Genomic DNA, 18,107 nt, shown 5'->3' on the forward strand with positions numbered 1-18,107 from the left:
GGTTATTGTACTTAAGAAGTCTATGGAACTCAAATATATAATTTTAATATAAATTGATTATTAATGCTGTTTTATAATATCACTATAATAAAATATTTATTAATTTGCCATTTACTGCACAATAGAATTAATTAATAGTCTTTTAACAAAGCGAATAATGGAAATAATTATAAAAATAAAGAGTAACACAAGACTTAATGATGTAGATAATCTATATCAAACTTTGTACTCTGCAATTAAAAAGAAAAATACTATCAGCTTACAGATACCAAAGAGCTTTTCTAGAAATTTTTTTTCGATTACTTCTAGTTTAATTCAATTTACTGCTACGTGGATTCAAAGTGGATTTGCAAAAAGGCTCTTATTGAATATTGAAAATTACGATCCAGAAACTTTGGAGAGATTATACGAACAAGAATTTATATTTCCCATTATTGCTTTAGTTTGGAACGATGTTACAATAGAAGATTTAAAACAAAATAATCTTAGACCTTACCTTAGACGTTTTCAAAATGATTATATCTTAAAAATGCGAAGAATTGAGGCAATGAAAAAAGGTGAAAAAATGTTACTTGCAAGTTTTGATCATTTTGATAACGCTACTGGTCTTCTTCCATATTTTGAAACATCAAAAGATTTTATTGGAAAGGAAGATGATTTGAAAGATAGTTTAAGAAAACCATTTATGGAAAGCATTCTAAAGTATACAAAAAGTTATTTTCAAAATTCTTTAGATAAGGTTTACGATGATTTTATAGGAATTATATATGAACTTATAAAAAACACTCAAGAATGGGGAAAAGAAGATGTATTTAATGTACCAATCACACCTAACATTAGAGGGTTATTTGTGAAATTTTATAAAAGAGGACGTAAGAAGCTCATTGAGGAATATACTGATGAATCCGCCATTGTTGATTTTTTTAGTAATGAAACAACAATCAAAAGTAATAAATACGATGAGGTTTATTTTATGGAGATTTCTGTTTTTGATGGTGGTTCTGGCTTTGTGAAAAAATTCATAAATGACACTGATGAGATATTAGATGATGTTAGTATAATAAAAAAATGTCTTATAAAAAATCAAACATCATCTGTGGGTATATTTAAAAGAGAAAAAGGAAAAGGCCTTGATCGTATTTTACAAATTCTAGATTCTGGTAATGGTTTTTTACGTATTAAAACTGATAAATATTGTCTCTACAGAAATTTGGTTAAAGAACCTTACAAAGATGTTGAGAATGGAAATTATGAACAGATGGAACTATTTGATTGGAATAGTAATTCCACAACTAATTTTACAACATTGCAATACAGTTCAGGAAGTGTCATAAGTTTACTTTACCCTCTACCTCAAATTTCTGATTATACAAATGAATAATTTTTACATATACGACGTCTTTTATAAAGATGGCAAAAAAAATACATCGACCACAGTTATCTTTTGTCCAGGTAATTTTCTAGATATTGAGCAATTACAATTGGAATTAAAACTTTTTTACACTAATCATTTTCAAACGGATAGAACAGTTTTGATAGGTGGAAAATATATTGACAAATTTGTTGAAAAGATTACTAATGCAAGAAAAGATATATTTAAATATGTTCCGAAAATTGAAGATATAACTTTTTTTGACAATTTACATGTATTATGCTTTGATATAAATGGAAATATCCATGAACAAAGCCATAATGATTTAAAAGAATTTAAAGGATTAAATACATTTAAAAAATATTTTATTAATCAGGGGCTAACCAAAATTTTTGTAGAGAGAGGTGGCTTAGTTGAATCAACAGGAAGCCACCATCATTATATGTTTCCTTCAGGAAGAAAGCATAGTGACAAGTTTCTACGCGTGGCTAATATTCTTCTATACAGTTCTGAAATTTATTTTATTGCATTTAGGCTTTTGCAGTTTTTTAAAACTGAAAACTACAAAGAAATATATTGCGACACATCATCAATTAATTCGGTAGCGATTGCTCTTAACGATCTATTAAACAGATTTAGTTCAGAGCTCAAGATATACCCAATTAATAGCTTTCAATCATATGATGGTTTATATAGCGGAAAAGTTCAGCTTAAAAGCAATTCGTTTATTCTAATTTCTGCGTCAACTTCTGGCAACATATTGGAATATATTATTGAAAAAAATCGAGAATTAAAAAAAGATAATATTGTAACATTATTTTATCTAGACAATACAAAGCCATCCAAGATTGCACTGGAACAAGTAGCTTGTAACTTGACTAAAAATGAGGGCAATCCTAACGGTGTTGAGCGATTTGTTTCATATGAAAGTCAACATAGCTGTGATTTATGCATTAGTGGATCCTATCCGATTGAAATATCTGGTGATGTTTTTCTTTTAGAAAAACCAAAAATAAATGGAGTAAGAATTGATGCAAGTGATATGGATATCCAAACCTCCTCTCACTTCATTAATCAATTTATGTCTTATAAAGGTAATTCCTCAATAATGAAAACCAATTACAAAGAAATAGGAGAAGGTTTTGTGAAAAAGTATGAGGTTTATATAGACTATTCTTACATAATAGATAACATCTCAAGTGACAATCGATTTAAAAAATATAAAGAAAAATTAGATGCATATGTTAATCAATATGTTCCTAGTAATCTAAAATATATTCTTCATTTAAATGATGATGCGTCAAAAAAACTAGCAGAATACGTTAAAGAAAAAATTAAAGCAAACTATTGCTCTAGCTCAATTCCATCATTAATTAGTCAAGATCAATTTTCAAAAATCAGTAAGGCTAATGAAGGAAGTATACTCATTGTAGGATCATGTATAACAAATGGAAAAAATCTTTTATATTTAAGTAGAGCTTTAAGGAACTATAAATTAAGAATTATTTATTTTATAGGAATTATCCGACCAAATAATCAAAAATCTTACAGTTTTTTGAGAACAAATCTTAAATATGGTAGATATGGAGCTGAAAACAGTACTTTTATTGAGGTTGAGAAAATATTTTGTTCTAATAAAAACATAGATAATCCTTGGCAGGAGGAATTAAATTTTTTAAAGAAACACCTTACATTATCTGATGATTTAGAACTCAATACATTTTTAAAAGAAAGAATAAAATCAATTGAAAATTGTTACTCAAATGAAGTAAGGGGAATGCATGATAATCTTTTTTTACCTATTACTAAAGCTGGAAAGGGGAGCAAAAATTTAAAAATAAGAAGAAATTCTGCTTTTTTTAATCGTGAAAATTATGCGGAGCACGTCAGTCAATCTGATGTATATTTTAATATTGCATACGTAATAAATAAATTAAGAAATTCTGAGAATAGTTTGCATACATTAAAACAATCAGCATTTGTAAGAAACCTTATATCACCTGAAAATCTTAATCGATTTAATGACGGAATAATTCAGGCATGCATATTACGAAGCGCTAGTAAAGAGGAACTTAATTATGCTTTTGACGAGGAATTGTCTGGACAACTCAAGGATATCTTGACAACCATTTTTAAATATAAAACTCAAGAACAAGGAGAAGCAATTCTTGAATTTTTATATTCTTTAGCAATAAAAAAGATGACCCTCAAACTACATCATTTATCATATCTCCTCTCTATACTAGAAAATGAAAAAAATTATTTGATAAGATTTTTTTGTAAAATAATTAAAATAGAATATAAATTAATTTCAAATAATATAGATTCATCTAATTAATATAGATTTACTTAAATACTGATATAAAAACAACATAAACAATAATATACAGATGTATAGTTTTTGTATGATGTAATGCTTAGATGAATTTATTGCTATATACATACAGAAGAAACCTTTAATTTTATTCCTGAAGTAGTTATTGAGAGCCAGAAAAATAAATAACATTTTTTTCATAACTATTCATAATTCTACAAAAGAAAGCTGTAAAGACTGCTTTTTGGATAATGTTGTCTTAATATGAGAAAAAAATATCTATATATCAGACAAATATTGACTTTTTTGCTTCACTTTTTATATATAAGAATAATTTAAAACTCACTTAACAACTTTGAAATATTGTAAATATCTACTAATAAATGATTTAAGTAGGGTTGCGTTAAGTTCACATAACAGGATTCATATACTAGTTTAATCTTTAATTCAACGTGAGTTCGGGTTAAGGATTTATAAATCGCAAAGCCAAACAAAAAATTGATTATTTGATTTTCAATAATATAGATAGACAAGGGCGTAAAACTTATCAAAGTGAAACAAAAATTTTGTTTTACTTTGATAAACGAAGTGGCATTGTTTAACTTAAAATCACTTTAGAGAGTATATTCCTTTGTTTTTCTTTGCGATAAAAACAATTGAGCATTGTAAAATCAATAATTTCCTTATCACGAATTCAGGTTAATTCACTTAAATTTTTCGATTTTTCTTCGTAAAACCGCCATATCATCACTCACTTTCTTATCTAGAATCTTCGCATAATGCTGGGTAGTCTTAATATTCGTATGCCCCAGCATTTTACTTACACTTTCAATAGGAACACCATTGGACAACGTAACAGTAGTTGCAAACGTATGCCTTGCGATATGGAAAGTCAAATCTTTATTGATATCGCAGATATTCGCAATTTCTTTCAGATAAGAATTCATTTTCTGATTACTTAGAACAGGAAAGAGGACTTCTGAATTTACGCACTGCGGATGATTCTCATATTTTAAAACTATTTCTTGAGCCACAGGCAATAACGGAACTCTGGTTGAGATATTGGTTTTTTGACGGTGGGTAAAAATCCATTGATCGCCATCAATCCCAATATTGATGTTGGATTTTGATAATTGCTTGACATCCACATAAGCCAGACCGGTATAGCAACTGAAAAGAAAAATATCGCGAACTTGGTTCAATCGGTCAGATGCAAATTTCTTTTCGTAAATCATCTGAATCTCTTCTTTGGTAAGATAAGGACGTTCCACAGCTTTGATCTTTGCTTTATAGCCGAGAAAAGGATCTTTAGTAATCCAGCCGTGTGCCATACATAATCGGATGATCTTTTTGAAATTCTTGAGATATTTCACAGCTGTATTGTTTCCACATTTTCTTACACTGCGCAGCCAGAAATCATAATCACTTACGAAACCGTGATCAATTTGTGTGATGTCAATATCAGGAACTTTGTACTTCCAGTTAATGAATTCCTGCGTATGCTTTAAAGATGTTTTATAGCGCTCCAATGTTCCTGGAGCAAAATCCTGACCGACCAAGGCTTCCACTTTATCATTATGCTCCTGAAAGATGGGGATGAGCATTCTTTGCTCAATATCAGTTCCAAGCAGTTTAGATTTTAAACTCTCTGCAGTTACAAAGTTTTCTTCTTTCAGCATCAGGTAGTGGAAATCGTAAACTTTCTGTTCCAAAGTTTTAAGATAGAGATTCAGTGTTTTAGCTTCTTGCGAACTACCCAATGCCTTGTGTGCTTTAACATCCCATTTCTTCGGATCAATATACCTTTTAGCAGCAATGTCGGCTGCCTTGCCGTCTATCGTAATTCGTAGGTAGATGGGAGCGGTTCCGTTTGTTCTGATTTTATTCTTTTTGATAAAGAATAGAAGGTTGAATGTTTTGTTCATAGTGTGATAACTTCAATGGGTTAATAATTTACTTTTTGTTACCACTTTTTGCAAGATGTACAATTGTTAGACTGCCTATTTGTCCGGGCTTTCCGTGATTTTTCGTGACCTATTTTTGTGATTTTTTGAATGGGACACGAAATAGGTCATATAAATCGTGACCTATTTTGCTTTTTTTTGATACTGCGCTAAAACAAAAAACGCTGTAAACAGTGATGTTTACAGCGTTTTAGCTTATTTTGGTTTCTAACCTGGCGGAGAGTGAGGGATTCGAACCCCCGGACCTGTTACAGTCAACAGTTTTCAAGACTGCCGCAATCGACCACTCTGCCAACTCTCCTTAAACTCCGATGATATCGTCGTTTTCAGTGGTGCAAATATAGAATGTTTTTATGTACTGCCAAAATATTTATCAATAAAATTTTAACAAAACTTAATAATCTTCTATAAATCAGATTATTTATTTTTATCAATTGATATTGATTTGCATTTAATGCCATTCGGTAAATAAAAAAAACGCATCAGTACAGATGCGCTTTTGTATTTTTCTATTATTAATTAATGTAATTCTGCAAGATATTTTTCTGCATCCATAGCGGCCATACATCCGCTTCCTGCTGCTGTAATTGCTTGTCTGTAAATATGATCCTGAACATCTCCTGCTGCAAAAACTCCCGGAAGATTGGTTCTTGAAGAGCCTTTTTCGGTTAAGATATATCCATTTTCATCTAAGTCAATTTGTCCTGCAAAAACATCTGTATTTGGCTTATGACCGATTGCAATAAAAATCCCCTCAACATTAATTGCAGAAGTTTCCTTAGTCTGATTATTGATAACAATAGCTTTTTCAACCAGATTATTATCTCCTTCAATGGCAATTAATTCATGATGAAATTTCACTTCAATATTAGGAGTATTCTGTACCCTGTGAATCATTGCTTTGGATGCTCTGAACTGATCTTTTCTCACCAACATGGTTACTTTATTTACCAATTTGGCAAGATAAGTAGCTTCCTCAGCCGCAGTATCTCCTGCCCCCACAACCACAACATCTTTTCCTTTATAGAAAAATCCGTCACAGGTTGCACACGCAGAAACACCTCCGCCAGCATATTTTTTTTCATCATCAAGGCCTAAATATTTCGCCGTAGCACCGGTAGAAATAATTACTGTTCTGGCAAAAATCTCTTTATTGCCTGCATATAATTTGTGAATACCACCAATTTCTTTAGAAAACTCGACCTTTGTAATCATTTCGTAATGTACTTTTGTGTCGAATCTTTCTGCCTGTTTTTGCAAATCCATCATCATTTCAGGACCTGTAATCCCCGCCGGATATCCCGGAAAATTATCAACCTCTGTAGTTGTGGTTAATTGTCCGCCAGGCTCCAAACCTGTATATAATTCAGGTTTTAAGTCTGCTCTTGCTGCATAAATTGCAGCTGTAAAGCCTGAAGGCCCGGATCCAACGATCACACAATCTAAAATGTTTTGCTCCATAATTTGCTTTTCAAAAGATTTAAAATTTACGTCCGCTAAGTTCGTAATTTTTAATATTTATTTAAAGTTATTTTAATGATACTTGTCAATATCTAATATGTGAATGGTCAATTGTCAACTTTGAATTCTCTTCAGGTAAATTGACAAATGAAATGAATTGACTATTCACCATTCACTTCTTTATACTTTCATCTTAACTTTATCAACATTGATAATTTTGTAAACCAGCTCTTTAATAAGTTCGGCTTCTGTCATGTTGACTGCTCCCAGACCTTTTCCCTTCATGTCGAATTCCCTTAAAATAGAGATCACTCTCGTCGCATGCTTTAAAGGATAAAGTCGTGCTGATTCCGCATAATCTTTTATAAAATAAGGATTTACACCCATCTGCGCAGCAATAACCTGAGGTGGCTGACCCATCATGGTGTTATAAATAATCACATTGGAAAAATAATTATAAAGACTTGCCAGCATCATTACAAAAGGGTTATTTTTAGGATTTTTACCCATGAAATGTGCAATTTTAAAAGCAGCATTGGCATTTTTCGTACCTAAAGCTTTCTGAAGTTCAAAAACATTGTATTCTTTACTGATTCCAATATGATCTTCCACAATTTTACCGTCCAGAATATCTCCGGGTTTGAGGATGATCTTTAGTTTATTCAGTTCATTGGCAATTCTGGAGAGATCGTTTCCAAGATATTCTGCGAGCAGGTGAGAGATGTTCGGAGCAGTTTTTATTCCTAATGAGATACATTCATCTGCAATCCATTTCGGAAGACTGTTTTCTTTGACAGATTCACTTAAGAATAAGGATTTAGCTTTATCTAAAGCTTTGGTAACCTTCTTTCGGCTGTCGAGTTTCTTATGCTTGTGGGCAAAAACCAGCACAGTCGAAGGAACCGGATTTTGAACGTATGCTTCCAGAGCATTACTTTCGCTTTCTGCTAACCTCAGATCCTGGGCTTCTTTAACGATAATTACCTGTTTGTCGCCCATCATCGGAAACTGTCGTGCCAGAGAAAGAACCTCGTGATAAGACGTATCTTTTCCGTAGACAACAGTCTGATTGAATGCTTTTTCATCTTCAGTCAGAAAATCGTGCTCGAGTGCTTTTACAGCAAGATCTATAAAGTAAGGTTCTTCTCCGTGAAAAAAATAAATCGGTAAAACTTCTTTATTTTTAATATTTTTGAGGATTAAATCTAATTCTTTCATCTTATAAATGGAACTTCCAAAACTGAATTTTCAGGAAACTTTTGATTTTAAATTCAAGAGAGACAAAGATAAGTTTTTTATTTATGATTTGGTTCGTAAAACTTACCTTTTGCTCACTCCTGAAGAATGGGTGCGCCAGCATTGGATTCATTATTATCTCACCGTAAAATCTTATTCCGCTTCTGCTTTGATTACTGAAAAAAAGATTGTTTTGAACGGATTAACCAAAAGAATAGATCTTCTCATCACTGAGAAAACACAACCTGTAATTTTAATTGAATGTAAGGCTCCACAGATAAAACTAACGGAGAAAACTTTTGAACAGACTGCAAGATATAATTCTATAATAGGTGCAAAAGAAATTGTTTTAACGAATGGTTTACAGCATATTAATGCGTACTATGAGAACGGACAATATCAGTTTTATAGGCCGGACTAGGACTAAGCTTGAGGTTGTGTCAAATGATAAATTTAAAATTAGATTAAACAAACTTTATATTTAAGAAGATTAATTCTAATAATGCAAGGCAATTTTAGTAATTTAGATTGTTTGATTTATGGATTATATCTGATTGAAATATGATATGTTCATAGCCCGGATTGAGCGGCATGTTTGAGCTCTTTTCTATTTTCGGCGGCGGCTTTGCCGCCGCCGAAAATAGAAAAAGCGAGTAGCGAAAGCCGGAAAAAGCTCCTTAAAAAAATTAAATTACAAAATATGATACGTACTATTTTACTTGCAGGAATTTTGCTTGCTTCAGAAACTTATTTCGGACAGAAGCTAAAAACCATTGCTTATCAGGACGGTTCGCAAAAACTTAATGGTTTAGTCACCTCAAACGCCGGAAAAAAGCTTCCCGGAGTTTTAATCTTGCCTGCATGGAAAGGAATTGATGAAGAAGCAAAAACAGCTGCTGCAGAGCTGGAAAAGCAGGGATATATTGCATTTGTTGCAGATATTTACGGAGAAGGGAATATTCCGACGGATATGGAAACAGCAGCAAAAAGTTCAGGATATTACAAGAAAAACTATGAAGCCTATCAGAAAAGAATTTCGCTTGCGTTGGAGCAACTGAAGAAGAGTGGAGCAATCCCTAATAAAATTGCAGTGATTGGCTATTGTTTCGGAGGAACCGGTGCCTTAGAGTCGGCGAGGGGAAACCTGCCTGTTGTAGGAGTAGTTTCCATTCACGGCAGTATAGGGAAAGACCGGACTAGAAAAAACGAACCGATTGCTGCAAAAATTCTGGTTGAAAACCCTGCTGATGACAAAAGCGTTTCACCGGAAGATTATGATGATTTGGTCAAAGAAATGAACGATGGAAATGCCGACTGGCAGATCATTACCTATGCGCATTCAAAACATACCTTCACAGATCCCAAATCACAGGATTATAACGAAGTGATGGCAAAAAGAGCATGGAATCATACATTAATGTTCCTAAAGGAAATTCTGAAATAAACTGTATCAATATTAGAAGTCTATAAATAAAATGTCCCGCCATGCTTTCTGCAAATCGGGACATTTAATTACTTAGCTTCCAGTTCTACCTGATATGCTTTCGGAGAATATTTGGTAAGAGAACCCGTGGCAGCATCGATTCCGACACCGATAGCACCTCCCAAAAGGATATTGACCAGAGTTACCGGATTAAAATTTTTCGTAAGTTTAACTTCTTTATCACTAAACCCTTCTTTCTGTAAAGTCACCGTTTGTTTGCTTAAAGATCTCGGGATTTCAGCAGTACACGGAGTCGTACATTTTTCAATTCCTTTATGAAACACCTTAGCGCCTTCCGGTATTGAATTGAATGTTATTTTGTCTTTTGTTCCTGTAAGGATGGTTGCGCAAGAAGTTGCAGAAAAGGCAATGCCAGCTAAAAGAGCTATTGACAGTTTGTTTTTCATAGTTAGTTTTCTATTTCCTATTTAAAAATTTGCGCGAACTTACGAATAATCTGTCAATATTCAAGGAGTAATACATTGCCGGATTGTTAAATTTTCAATCTACTCCTTCATCTTCCCGATGTACAGATTCTATTGAAAATGCAGGAACACAGATGGAGAGGTATTCGCACTCTTCAGGGAACGGATTGCTGTAACGGATTCTTGCTCCCTTTTCGATAAAAATACTTTGTCCCTTTTCTAAAACTACGGTTTCTCCATCGATTTCAAATTGTTTTTTTCCTGAAATGATTATAGTAAATTCATCAAATTCAGGAGTCTGGTGAGACTCGCCCCAATCCGGAGGCGCTACCATGTGTGCGATGGAAATATTTGAGTTTCCGGTGGAATTTCCCCAGTGTTCTTCTATCAGTTTTCCATCTGTTGTTGGAACAACAAAAGGAGATTGTTGGATTTTAAATTTTTTCATAACCAGTTTTCTTTTTTGATTTGGTATAGGATATTTATTCTTGAAGGTTCTCCAAAATAGGCGATTTCATGCTCACCTTTATTCTCTGCTCTTAGTTTTTCCATGGTAGTTCGGGAACGGATATTGTCTTTGCCGACATGGAAATAAACCGTTTCAACAAATTGAAAAATATAATCCATCATCAGTTTTTTGATTTGTGGATTGATCCCTTTTCCCCAGGATTCTGTTCCGTAGAATGTGTAGCCTATGAAAATACTGCTTTCTTCATTGTTATAATCATAAAAGCGAGTGCTTCCCAAGACTTTTCCGGTAGACTTTTCAATAATCTTAAAAGCTCCTCGACTTTCCATGGCTCCTTTAAAAAAGGTTTCAAAAACTTCCTTTTGGTAACGGTCTTTATTAGGATGTTGTTTCCAGACTTCAGGGTCGGAAGCCACTTCGTATAAAGACTCAAAATCCCCTTGCTGTAAGGGGATTAATTGATAGTCCTGATTTTCTAGCAGAGTCTGAATAGAAAAATTCATCGGATAATATTTTAAAGATAGTAAATACTTAGCTTTTTGTTTTCGCAGCTTCAGCTTCGATTTTCTTTATCTCCTTTAGTTTGTCGGCAATTTTATTTACCGCATCGGGTTTAGATGGCTTTACAGGAACTTCTGCCTGTGCATAGTCCCATTTCAGCACGAGATTGGCAGAGTTTTCGTCTGTAGGATTCAGGGTAATTTCAAACCATTCCTGCTTATCGGCAAGTTTGTTTACAGGAACGGTAACGTCTACAACATCCTGCTTAGGATCATAAGTATAAGCTCCCCATTGCTGAAAATCTTTGTTTAAGATTACTTTCCATTCTTTTTCGGTAGGGATGATAAACAATCCGTACGTTCCTGCCTGAACGATCTTTCCTCCGAAATTCACAGACTGGCCGAAAGTAATTTTTGTAGAAGAGTTGGCTCCGGCTCTCCAGACTTGCCCGTAAGGCACCAGCTCTCCGAATATTTTTCTTCCTTTTACGCCCGGTCTTCCGTAATCAACAGTAATTTTTGACATGGAAAACTGCTGCTCAACTTTCTGGCGCGGACTCACCGCCGGTACAGAATAATCCTGAGCAAAACTTAATACTGATGCTGATATGCACAATGCAACGATTACTTTTTTCACTTTTAAAATTTTGCTTAAAAATACAAAAACAAGATCAAAAACAGCTTTTTCTCAGATGATAAATTTATGTTAAAGAATCAGGATAAGCGAATACTTCAATCTAATTTTCACGATACTTTGATACTCTGAAGGTAATAAACTGTTTAAAATAATTGATTTAAAACCTTTCTGCTCTGTTCCATAGCCAATCCGAAAATGATGTGTGAGCCGAACTCCCAAACCCACCATGATGTAGGCATTTCAGAAACTTTTCCCTGTAATCCTAAGGCAGGAACAGAAGAACCATGAGTAAATGTCCATACGGCAGTTCCTGCAACCGAACCTTCACCTGCTTTAAAGTATTTATTATTATTTGCCAGAACCACGTATGGAATGCCAATCATAGCACCTAAAGTATAATGAATTACTTTCATTGATTTTAGAGTATCATTGTAAGACAGTTCTTTATGAGTTGCGTGATAGTAAATTTCTTTAGCTAATACTGCGGGCGGCATATTTTCCGGCTGATACGTAACATCTGCACCTCGTAAGTCGAGTTCATCCGGTTTTGGCGGAAATAACCTTTCACCTAGTTTTTGTAATGGTGGTTCTGCCAGGGATTTAATGAAAGAAGCGAATAATCCGACGGCAATTCCTTTTATAATATCTTTCGTAAATGTATTCATTGTTTAAAAATTAAAATAGGAGTGTAGTAATAATAATATCAGATATAAATCAATCTTTTAGTGAATGAATAAAAGCCAAAACCATCCGGTTAAAGATGGTTTTTATTATTTAATGCGTTCAAATTTACTTTTTCAGGATTGCGATCAGTTTTTCTGCTGCAGCTTCCGATGAAGCCGGGTTTTGCCCTGTGATAAGAAGTCCGTCCTCTACAACATGTACACCCCAGTCTTCTGTTTTGGTATAATGACCGCCTGCTTTCTGCAATTCATCTTCCACAAGGAAAGGAACCACATCGGTCAGTTGTACCGCTTCTTCTTCGGTATTGGAAAAACCGGTTACATTTTTACCTTTAACAAAAGGATCGCCATTTTCAAGTTTTATATCTTTAAAAACACCCGGTGCATGGCAAACGGCTCCGACCGGCTTCTGAGTATTGTAAAAATCAAGAATCAATTGCTGAGAATCTTTGTCGTAAGCCAGATCCCAAAGCGGTCCGTGACCTCCCGGATAGAAAACAGCATCGAAATCTGCGGCTTTCTGATCATTTAACCTATGGGTATTAGCAATGATATTTTGAACTTCTTCATCTTTGTAATAGCGCTCTGTAGCAGGAGTCTGCGCATCCGGATCTTCGCTTTTAGGATCAATAGGTGCCTGTCCGCCTTTCGGAGTAGCTACTACGATGTCGAATCCTGCATCTTTAAATGAATAATAAGGTGCTGCAAATTCCTCTACCCAAAAACCTGTTTTTTTTCCTGTGTTTCCCAGCTCATCGTGGGAGGTAAGTACGAATAATACTTTCATATTGAATATTTTAGTGTTACTATAGAAACTGTCTTTTTAGTTAAACGGTCAAGCTGTATGAAACAAGAAGGCGTTTAAAGACATTGATCGGAATGTTTATATACAAGTTTATTGCCAATCCCGGTTAAAGATTATAATATGCCATAACAATTCTATCTCAATGGATTGAGCTTTGAGATTTAAAGTTGTCAGAAGAGGCTTGCGCTAGAGAAGAAAGAATGTTTAGAGAATAATTACCAAACAACTTTTGCGCTGATTTATTTTCTTGCGGTCTTTCTGTAATTTCTTACCAGCAAAAAAACGGCAAATAAAAAAGTGATGCCGTACACTACCGATAAAGCAGGGTTTGCGAAAGTCTGTGTGCTGAAATCAAACTGTTTGTATAATGCTACGCCAACAATGATGGCAACGATTGTCATCATAAATACAGGTAATTTGCTGTTCTCCATAATTTAAATTTTTGTTTCAATTAAATAAGATATTTATCTTAAATGTTTATTAGTCACTCACAAATATAATAAACTCCGGGCAAAGACAAACCTCCAAAGCCGAAATACTTTGGAGGTTTATTATAAAGGTTCTAATTCATTTATTTTTTAGGCTTTAAAGAAAGGTTGTCTACATACACTGCCTGATGAATGCTGTTCAGCAATACTTTTAGTCCAAGGTGTGCGTCTTTCTTCAGCGAAATGGTAAACGTTTTTTTTGCTCCGGTTATTTTTGAAGGTTTAGCGATGGAGACGTAAGATTTAGGGTCGGAGGTATTATTAATAGAGAAAAGTTCCAGCGTGGTGTCGCCACCGTTATCTGAAATATCAAGTGTTAAGGTATAGGTTCCAGCCTTTATTTTCGGGGTTACCAGATACATATTTTCGCCGGGGTTGGTCATGGAATAAAATATGATCTTTTTATCGCTGGCGTAAAGCATTGCCTTTCCTTGCTGAGAAGTCCAGCAGGAGCCGATTTCTTTCCAGGTGTCAAAGTTTTCCGTCAGGGCAGAGACTGGTTTACACTGTGCATTTGCCGTTGCAAATCCTCCTAAAGCCATTATTCCTGCAAATATTATTTTTTTCATATAGTTTATTTATTATCAGGTAAAAATAGGCAAAAAAAGAGAGTAGGGTAGTATGATGAAATAGATTTAAGCATTCATAATGATGATGGTATTAGCTCGGTACATTTTTCCGTAAGGTTTTTATTGCTAAATCTATTCATTTTTGCTTCCGATCCCTCCAAGATGGGTGTGCTTAAAACCGTCAGTGAATTTAAGGCCGTACCCGAAAAACCGATCCATCGCCGAATGGCCAAACAGGATAACTCCCGCCAGTGAAAGTATTGAATTATCTAACCATAATCCTAGTGCAAAGATGATAACAGCTAACAATTTATGATGGAAAAAATTGTAAATATAAGCTCCTGTTTTATTGCCAAATAGATATCCGATCATCGATACATCCGGAAGTAATATACAAAGTGGAAATACCCACCATGCAAAATTTAGTTGGCTAAACAAAAGGATAGAAAGGAGAAACTGCCCTGCCTGTTCAAGTTTCAGAAGAAGATTCATTTTGCCGTTCATGATGATAATATTGATTTACTACAACAAAGTTCCTTTATTTCTGAAGATTTCCTCTTGATAAAAGTCAAGAACTTTATATTTTACGTTTTCTGATTCTGCTGAACGTTTCCGGGGACATCCCCAGAACAGAGGCAATGAATTGTAACGGAACTTTATTGAATAAACTTTTATTCTGCTCAAAGTATAGATCGTAGCGCTGTTCGGCAGTCAGCGAAAGGTGTGTGAAAATGCGGTCTTCCATCATAGAAAAGCATTTCATGATGAGCTTTTTTTCAATGTCAGACCATTGGGGGAAATCGTGGCAAAGAGCTTTGTAATCATCTTTAGAAATCGTGAGAAGCTCTGTTTCGGTCAGCGCCTGTATATTCCAACGGTTGGGATGGTCAAAGAAAAATCCTGAAATCTCAGTTAACAGGAAATTCTCCTGAGCGAGCCACTGGGTTACTTCTCTGCCATCATCGGATAAGGCGAAAATTCTTAAAATGCCACTTTTTACAATGCTAAGCTTATTGCATATCTTTCCCGACTCTGTAAAAAAATCATTTCTTTCGAGCTTTTCTTCCCTGAAATAAGATAGTATAACCGACACTTCTTCATGAGATAATGAGCCGAAATAATTCTGTAAAAGACTGTCAGGATTTTGTATCATTCAAAATAAATGTTGATATGTTATGACATTTTCCCTATTATCACGTCAGCTTTTATAATACGATTCCTTGTATTATTTTTGATTTAAAGATAGTAATATTTCTTTGTATTACTGTGATATTAAAAAGAACTGGTGGCTTCGACTCCGCTCAGTCACCAAGACTTTCAGTGTAACGCCGGTCTTTGAGTAGCCTCCGTCACTTTCTAACTTTTTCTTGTTTTATAGAAATTTCCTAATCATTACATCAAAACTCTCACAATCTCACACTAAAACTCTTAAACCCTCAAACCCTTTTTCAACCACCCCTTTAAAAATTCTTTAGAATTTTCGCCACCCCTCCACTGAGGGGGATTTTTATGACGCTTTAAACTATTCGCCACTCACGCTCACACACTAAAACACTCACGCTCTCAAACCCTAAAACTCTCAGACCTACAAAGGCGGCTGAGCGAAGTCGAAGGTTGTCGGTTTCCGAGAGGTGTTCTCATCGACCGATGAGAACATCTTATCACGCTCGAGATAACCTTCTTATCTCGACCGATGAGAGACCCTTGTATCGGGCGACGAAAGCACCTCTCGGAAAATAGAGATCTAAAGCCTATGCTACCGTCAGTATTTTATCATGAATAGCCGTTCTTGGCTCTTTAAATAAAGCCCCGCTGCTATATTGAGTTAAATTTCTCGGACTGGCGAATACCCTACGGATGGTTGTATTGGTGGTGAAAATAGATCAGTAACAAAAGCGAAAGCTGCCATATCTTTTTGGCAGCTTTCATCAATTATAAAAGTAAAAAAATTAGTAACCCGGGTTTTGTACCAGATATCCTGGTGCGCTCGATGCCCCGTCAATAGCAGACTGTGGAATAGGGAAGAGCCTTTTCTTTACATCGGTATTGGTTTTTGAAGTGTAGGTATCCTCATAATGCCCGAAACGGATCATATCTGTTCTTCTTGAATATTCCCAATAGAATTCAAAACCTCTTTCTCTATAAAGCGTGTTTAAATTAATACTGGTTAATGCCGGAGGAGTAACGGATGGTCTTGCGGTTCTTGAAGCTCTTACAAAATTTACGTCTGATAATGCAGCGGCAGCATTTCCTTTTCTTAGTTGAGCCTCGGCTCTCATTAAATAAATATCGGCTAAACGTAAAAGAACGATATCGGCATTTCCTCTGTTTCTCCCATTATCGGATGTTCTGCTGAACTGGTATTTCGACACTCTGTAACCATCTGCGTAATCTTTATGGGTAGGATCTTCAAGATCTACTTCCAGTACGTGATTTACGTAATTGGTGTATCCGTTTCTCTGCTCGATCATCGGGTAGATTTTGTATTGTCCGTTCTCCATCTTGAAAGGCTGCCCGTTTGCAGAATTTCTCAGCCCCCACTGAATTCCTCTCTGGATTCCTCTGTTGATCTCATACGTAGCTCCATCTACCAGGAAATAATGATTGGCATCATTTGCAGGGGTCACGCCGGTAAGATCTTTTAGGTTTTGCGGAACCGTAAAGTTTTCTTTATAAAATCTGGCATCTGCCTGTGCAGGATCTGTACTTCCGTAAGCCTGTACCCAGGTCTGGTAGAAATCAGGAGTAATGGCAGGTCCGTCGGTTCCGTTCGCTTTTGGAAAAGCTGCCAAAGGATACTGGCTTCCGGACAATGACCAGTAACCTAACCTGTTATGGGATGTGGTAAGATCCTGACGCTGATCGATGGCAAAGATCAATTCTTTGTTGGTGTGATTGTTATCATCAAAAATAGCAAAGTATTCTGCGGATAAAGTGAATAATCCTGAATTGATAACTTTATTGGTGTACTCAATGACTTTATCCATATCTGCTGCTGCAAATGAAGGGGTACCGTAAGGATCTCTGTACACAGCAGCGTTGAGGTACAATTGCGCAAGGAATCCGTTTACGGCAGCCTGCGAAATTCTGCCGGGGCGAGCAGTGTTATCTAAATTGTTAACAACCGCTAAAAACTCACTTTCGATATAGCTGATGGCTTCCTGCTTTCTTAAAATCTGGGAATCCTGACCTGAAGAATCTTTTTTAAATGCTATTCCCCAATAATCAAGAAACAGCATATTATAATAAGCTCTCAACGCTCTCATTTCGGCAACAGCTTTAGCTGCATCACTATTGGTGGCTGCTAAAGGCTCTAGTTTTTCAATAGCCGTCACGGTTCTGGAAAGCATAAGTCTGAAAGCATCCCAGGTCTGTTGAACCACAACATTGGTAGTGGTCATCGTATGCTGATGAAGTTCTATGTATTTTCCGCCATCATACCAGTCGTTACCACTTCCTCTTGGAGGAAGAATTGCCTCATCGGTACTGATAAGTTGAAGTCCGTAATTTTTGGTATGGGTAAAGGCATCAGGAAGAGGACCGTAAGCGGGGGCAATAAAAGACGCTACGATGTTATCCGACTGTGCATCCAGAGATTCATCAATCACCTGTTCATCAAGGTTTGTACATCCTACTGCGACCAATACACTTAGACTTAGTATAGAGATTAAAATTTTATTTTTCATTGTTTTCTTTTTTAA

Annotated in this window: 18 protein-coding genes and 1 tRNA gene; 4 read left to right on the forward strand and 15 right to left on the reverse strand. The window is 35.2% G+C overall.

The window, feature by feature from the left end:
- Window positions 1-157: 157 nt before the first annotated feature.
- Window positions 158-1,381 carry a hypothetical protein gene (locus BLR30_RS03305; protein WP_089854737.1) on the forward strand — a complete coding sequence of 408 codons (1,224 nt, stop codon included), beginning with the start codon at window positions 158-160 and terminating at the stop codon, window positions 1,379-1,381.
- Window positions 1,374-3,710 carry a hypothetical protein gene (locus BLR30_RS03310; RefSeq protein WP_089854741.1) on the forward strand — a complete coding sequence of 779 codons (2,337 nt, stop codon included), beginning with the start codon at window positions 1,374-1,376 and terminating at the stop codon, window positions 3,708-3,710. Before BLR30_RS03305 ends, BLR30_RS03310 begins: the two co-directional genes overlap by 8 nt.
- A gap of 680 nt (window positions 3,711-4,390) precedes the next feature.
- Here BLR30_RS03310 and BLR30_RS03315 read toward each other — a convergent pair.
- The 4 genes from BLR30_RS03315 to holA all read right to left on the reverse strand — a co-directional run bounded on the left by BLR30_RS03315 (window position 4,391) and on the right by holA (window position 8,329).
- Window positions 4,391-5,611 carry a site-specific integrase gene (locus tag BLR30_RS03315; protein ID WP_089854743.1) on the reverse strand — a complete coding sequence of 407 codons (1,221 nt, stop codon included), beginning with the start codon at window positions 5,609-5,611 and terminating at the stop codon, window positions 4,391-4,393.
- Window positions 5,612-5,863: 252 nt separating this feature from the next.
- Window positions 5,864-5,951, reverse strand: a tRNA-Ser gene (locus tag BLR30_RS03320).
- Between the two features lie 218 nt (window positions 5,952-6,169).
- Window positions 6,170-7,111, reverse strand: a complete 942-nt coding sequence (gene trxB, locus BLR30_RS03325; RefSeq protein ID WP_089854746.1) for a thioredoxin-disulfide reductase — start codon at window positions 7,109-7,111, stop codon at window positions 6,170-6,172.
- 180 nt (window positions 7,112-7,291) lie between these two features.
- Window positions 7,292-8,329: a DNA polymerase III subunit delta gene (gene holA, locus BLR30_RS03330; protein ID WP_089854750.1), complete on the reverse strand. Its 1,038-nt coding sequence runs from the start codon at window positions 8,327-8,329 to the stop codon at window positions 7,292-7,294.
- A gap of 7 nt (window positions 8,330-8,336) precedes the next feature.
- Between holA and BLR30_RS03335 the strand changes: the two genes are divergently transcribed.
- Both BLR30_RS03335 and BLR30_RS03340 read left to right on the forward strand, forming a co-directional pair.
- A complete protein-coding gene (locus BLR30_RS03335) occupies window positions 8,337-8,768 on the forward strand; it encodes a type I restriction enzyme HsdR N-terminal domain-containing protein (protein ID WP_089854753.1) in 432 nt (143 codons plus the stop codon).
- Window positions 8,769-9,047: 279 nt separating this feature from the next.
- Entirely contained in the window at window positions 9,048-9,791 is a 744-nt protein-coding gene (locus BLR30_RS03340; RefSeq protein ID WP_089855878.1) for a dienelactone hydrolase family protein, read from the forward strand.
- A 68-nt stretch (window positions 9,792-9,859) separates the two neighbouring features.
- Here BLR30_RS03340 and BLR30_RS03345 read toward each other — a convergent pair whose 3' ends face one another.
- From BLR30_RS03345 to BLR30_RS03395, 11 genes are all read right to left on the reverse strand, one after another.
- On the reverse strand, window positions 9,860-10,237 hold the full coding sequence (locus BLR30_RS03345; RefSeq protein ID WP_089854756.1) for a PEGA domain-containing protein: 378 nt from the start codon (window positions 10,235-10,237) through the stop codon (window positions 9,860-9,862).
- A 94-nt stretch (window positions 10,238-10,331) separates the two neighbouring features.
- The gene (locus BLR30_RS03350; protein ID WP_089854759.1) at window positions 10,332-10,703 is read right to left on the reverse strand and encodes a cupin domain-containing protein; all 372 of its coding nucleotides are present in this window, start codon (window positions 10,701-10,703) and stop codon (window positions 10,332-10,334) included.
- The gene (locus BLR30_RS03355; RefSeq protein ID WP_089854762.1) at window positions 10,700-11,227 is read right to left on the reverse strand and encodes a GNAT family N-acetyltransferase; all 528 of its coding nucleotides are present in this window, start codon (window positions 11,225-11,227) and stop codon (window positions 10,700-10,702) included. Before BLR30_RS03355 ends, BLR30_RS03350 begins: the two co-directional genes overlap by 4 nt.
- Window positions 11,228-11,255: 28 nt before the next feature.
- The gene (locus BLR30_RS03360) at window positions 11,256-11,861 is read right to left on the reverse strand and encodes a DUF2911 domain-containing protein (protein ID WP_089854765.1); all 606 of its coding nucleotides are present in this window, start codon (window positions 11,859-11,861) and stop codon (window positions 11,256-11,258) included.
- 143 nt (window positions 11,862-12,004) lie between these two features.
- Window positions 12,005-12,526, reverse strand: a complete 522-nt coding sequence (locus BLR30_RS03365; protein WP_089854769.1) for a DUF1440 domain-containing protein — start codon at window positions 12,524-12,526, stop codon at window positions 12,005-12,007.
- A gap of 124 nt (window positions 12,527-12,650) precedes the next feature.
- Complete coding sequence (locus BLR30_RS03370; RefSeq protein WP_089854772.1) at window positions 12,651-13,331, reverse strand: type 1 glutamine amidotransferase domain-containing protein; 681 nt, start codon at window positions 13,329-13,331, stop codon at window positions 12,651-12,653.
- A gap of 257 nt (window positions 13,332-13,588) precedes the next feature.
- A complete protein-coding gene (locus BLR30_RS03375; RefSeq protein ID WP_089854775.1) occupies window positions 13,589-13,780 on the reverse strand; it encodes a hypothetical protein in 192 nt (63 codons plus the stop codon).
- A gap of 140 nt (window positions 13,781-13,920) precedes the next feature.
- Window positions 13,921-14,406: a hypothetical protein gene (locus BLR30_RS03380; protein ID WP_089854777.1), complete on the reverse strand. Its 486-nt coding sequence runs from the start codon at window positions 14,404-14,406 to the stop codon at window positions 13,921-13,923.
- Between the two features lie 132 nt (window positions 14,407-14,538).
- Window positions 14,539-14,910 (reverse strand): DUF4260 domain-containing protein, encoded by a 372-nt coding sequence (locus BLR30_RS03385; protein ID WP_228400692.1) that lies wholly within the window; start codon window positions 14,908-14,910, stop codon window positions 14,539-14,541.
- A gap of 73 nt (window positions 14,911-14,983) precedes the next feature.
- A complete protein-coding gene (locus BLR30_RS03390; RefSeq protein ID WP_228400693.1) occupies window positions 14,984-15,559 on the reverse strand; it encodes a Crp/Fnr family transcriptional regulator in 576 nt (191 codons plus the stop codon).
- Window positions 15,560-16,355: 796 nt separating this feature from the next.
- Window positions 16,356-18,092 (reverse strand): RagB/SusD family nutrient uptake outer membrane protein, encoded by a 1,737-nt coding sequence (locus BLR30_RS03395; RefSeq protein WP_089854780.1) that lies wholly within the window; start codon window positions 18,090-18,092, stop codon window positions 16,356-16,358.
- Between the last annotated feature and the right edge of the window lie 15 nt (window positions 18,093-18,107).

This window comes from Chryseobacterium taeanense, from assembly GCF_900099685.1.
GTDB classification, from domain to species: domain Bacteria; phylum Bacteroidota; class Bacteroidia; order Flavobacteriales; family Weeksellaceae; genus Chryseobacterium; species Chryseobacterium taeanense.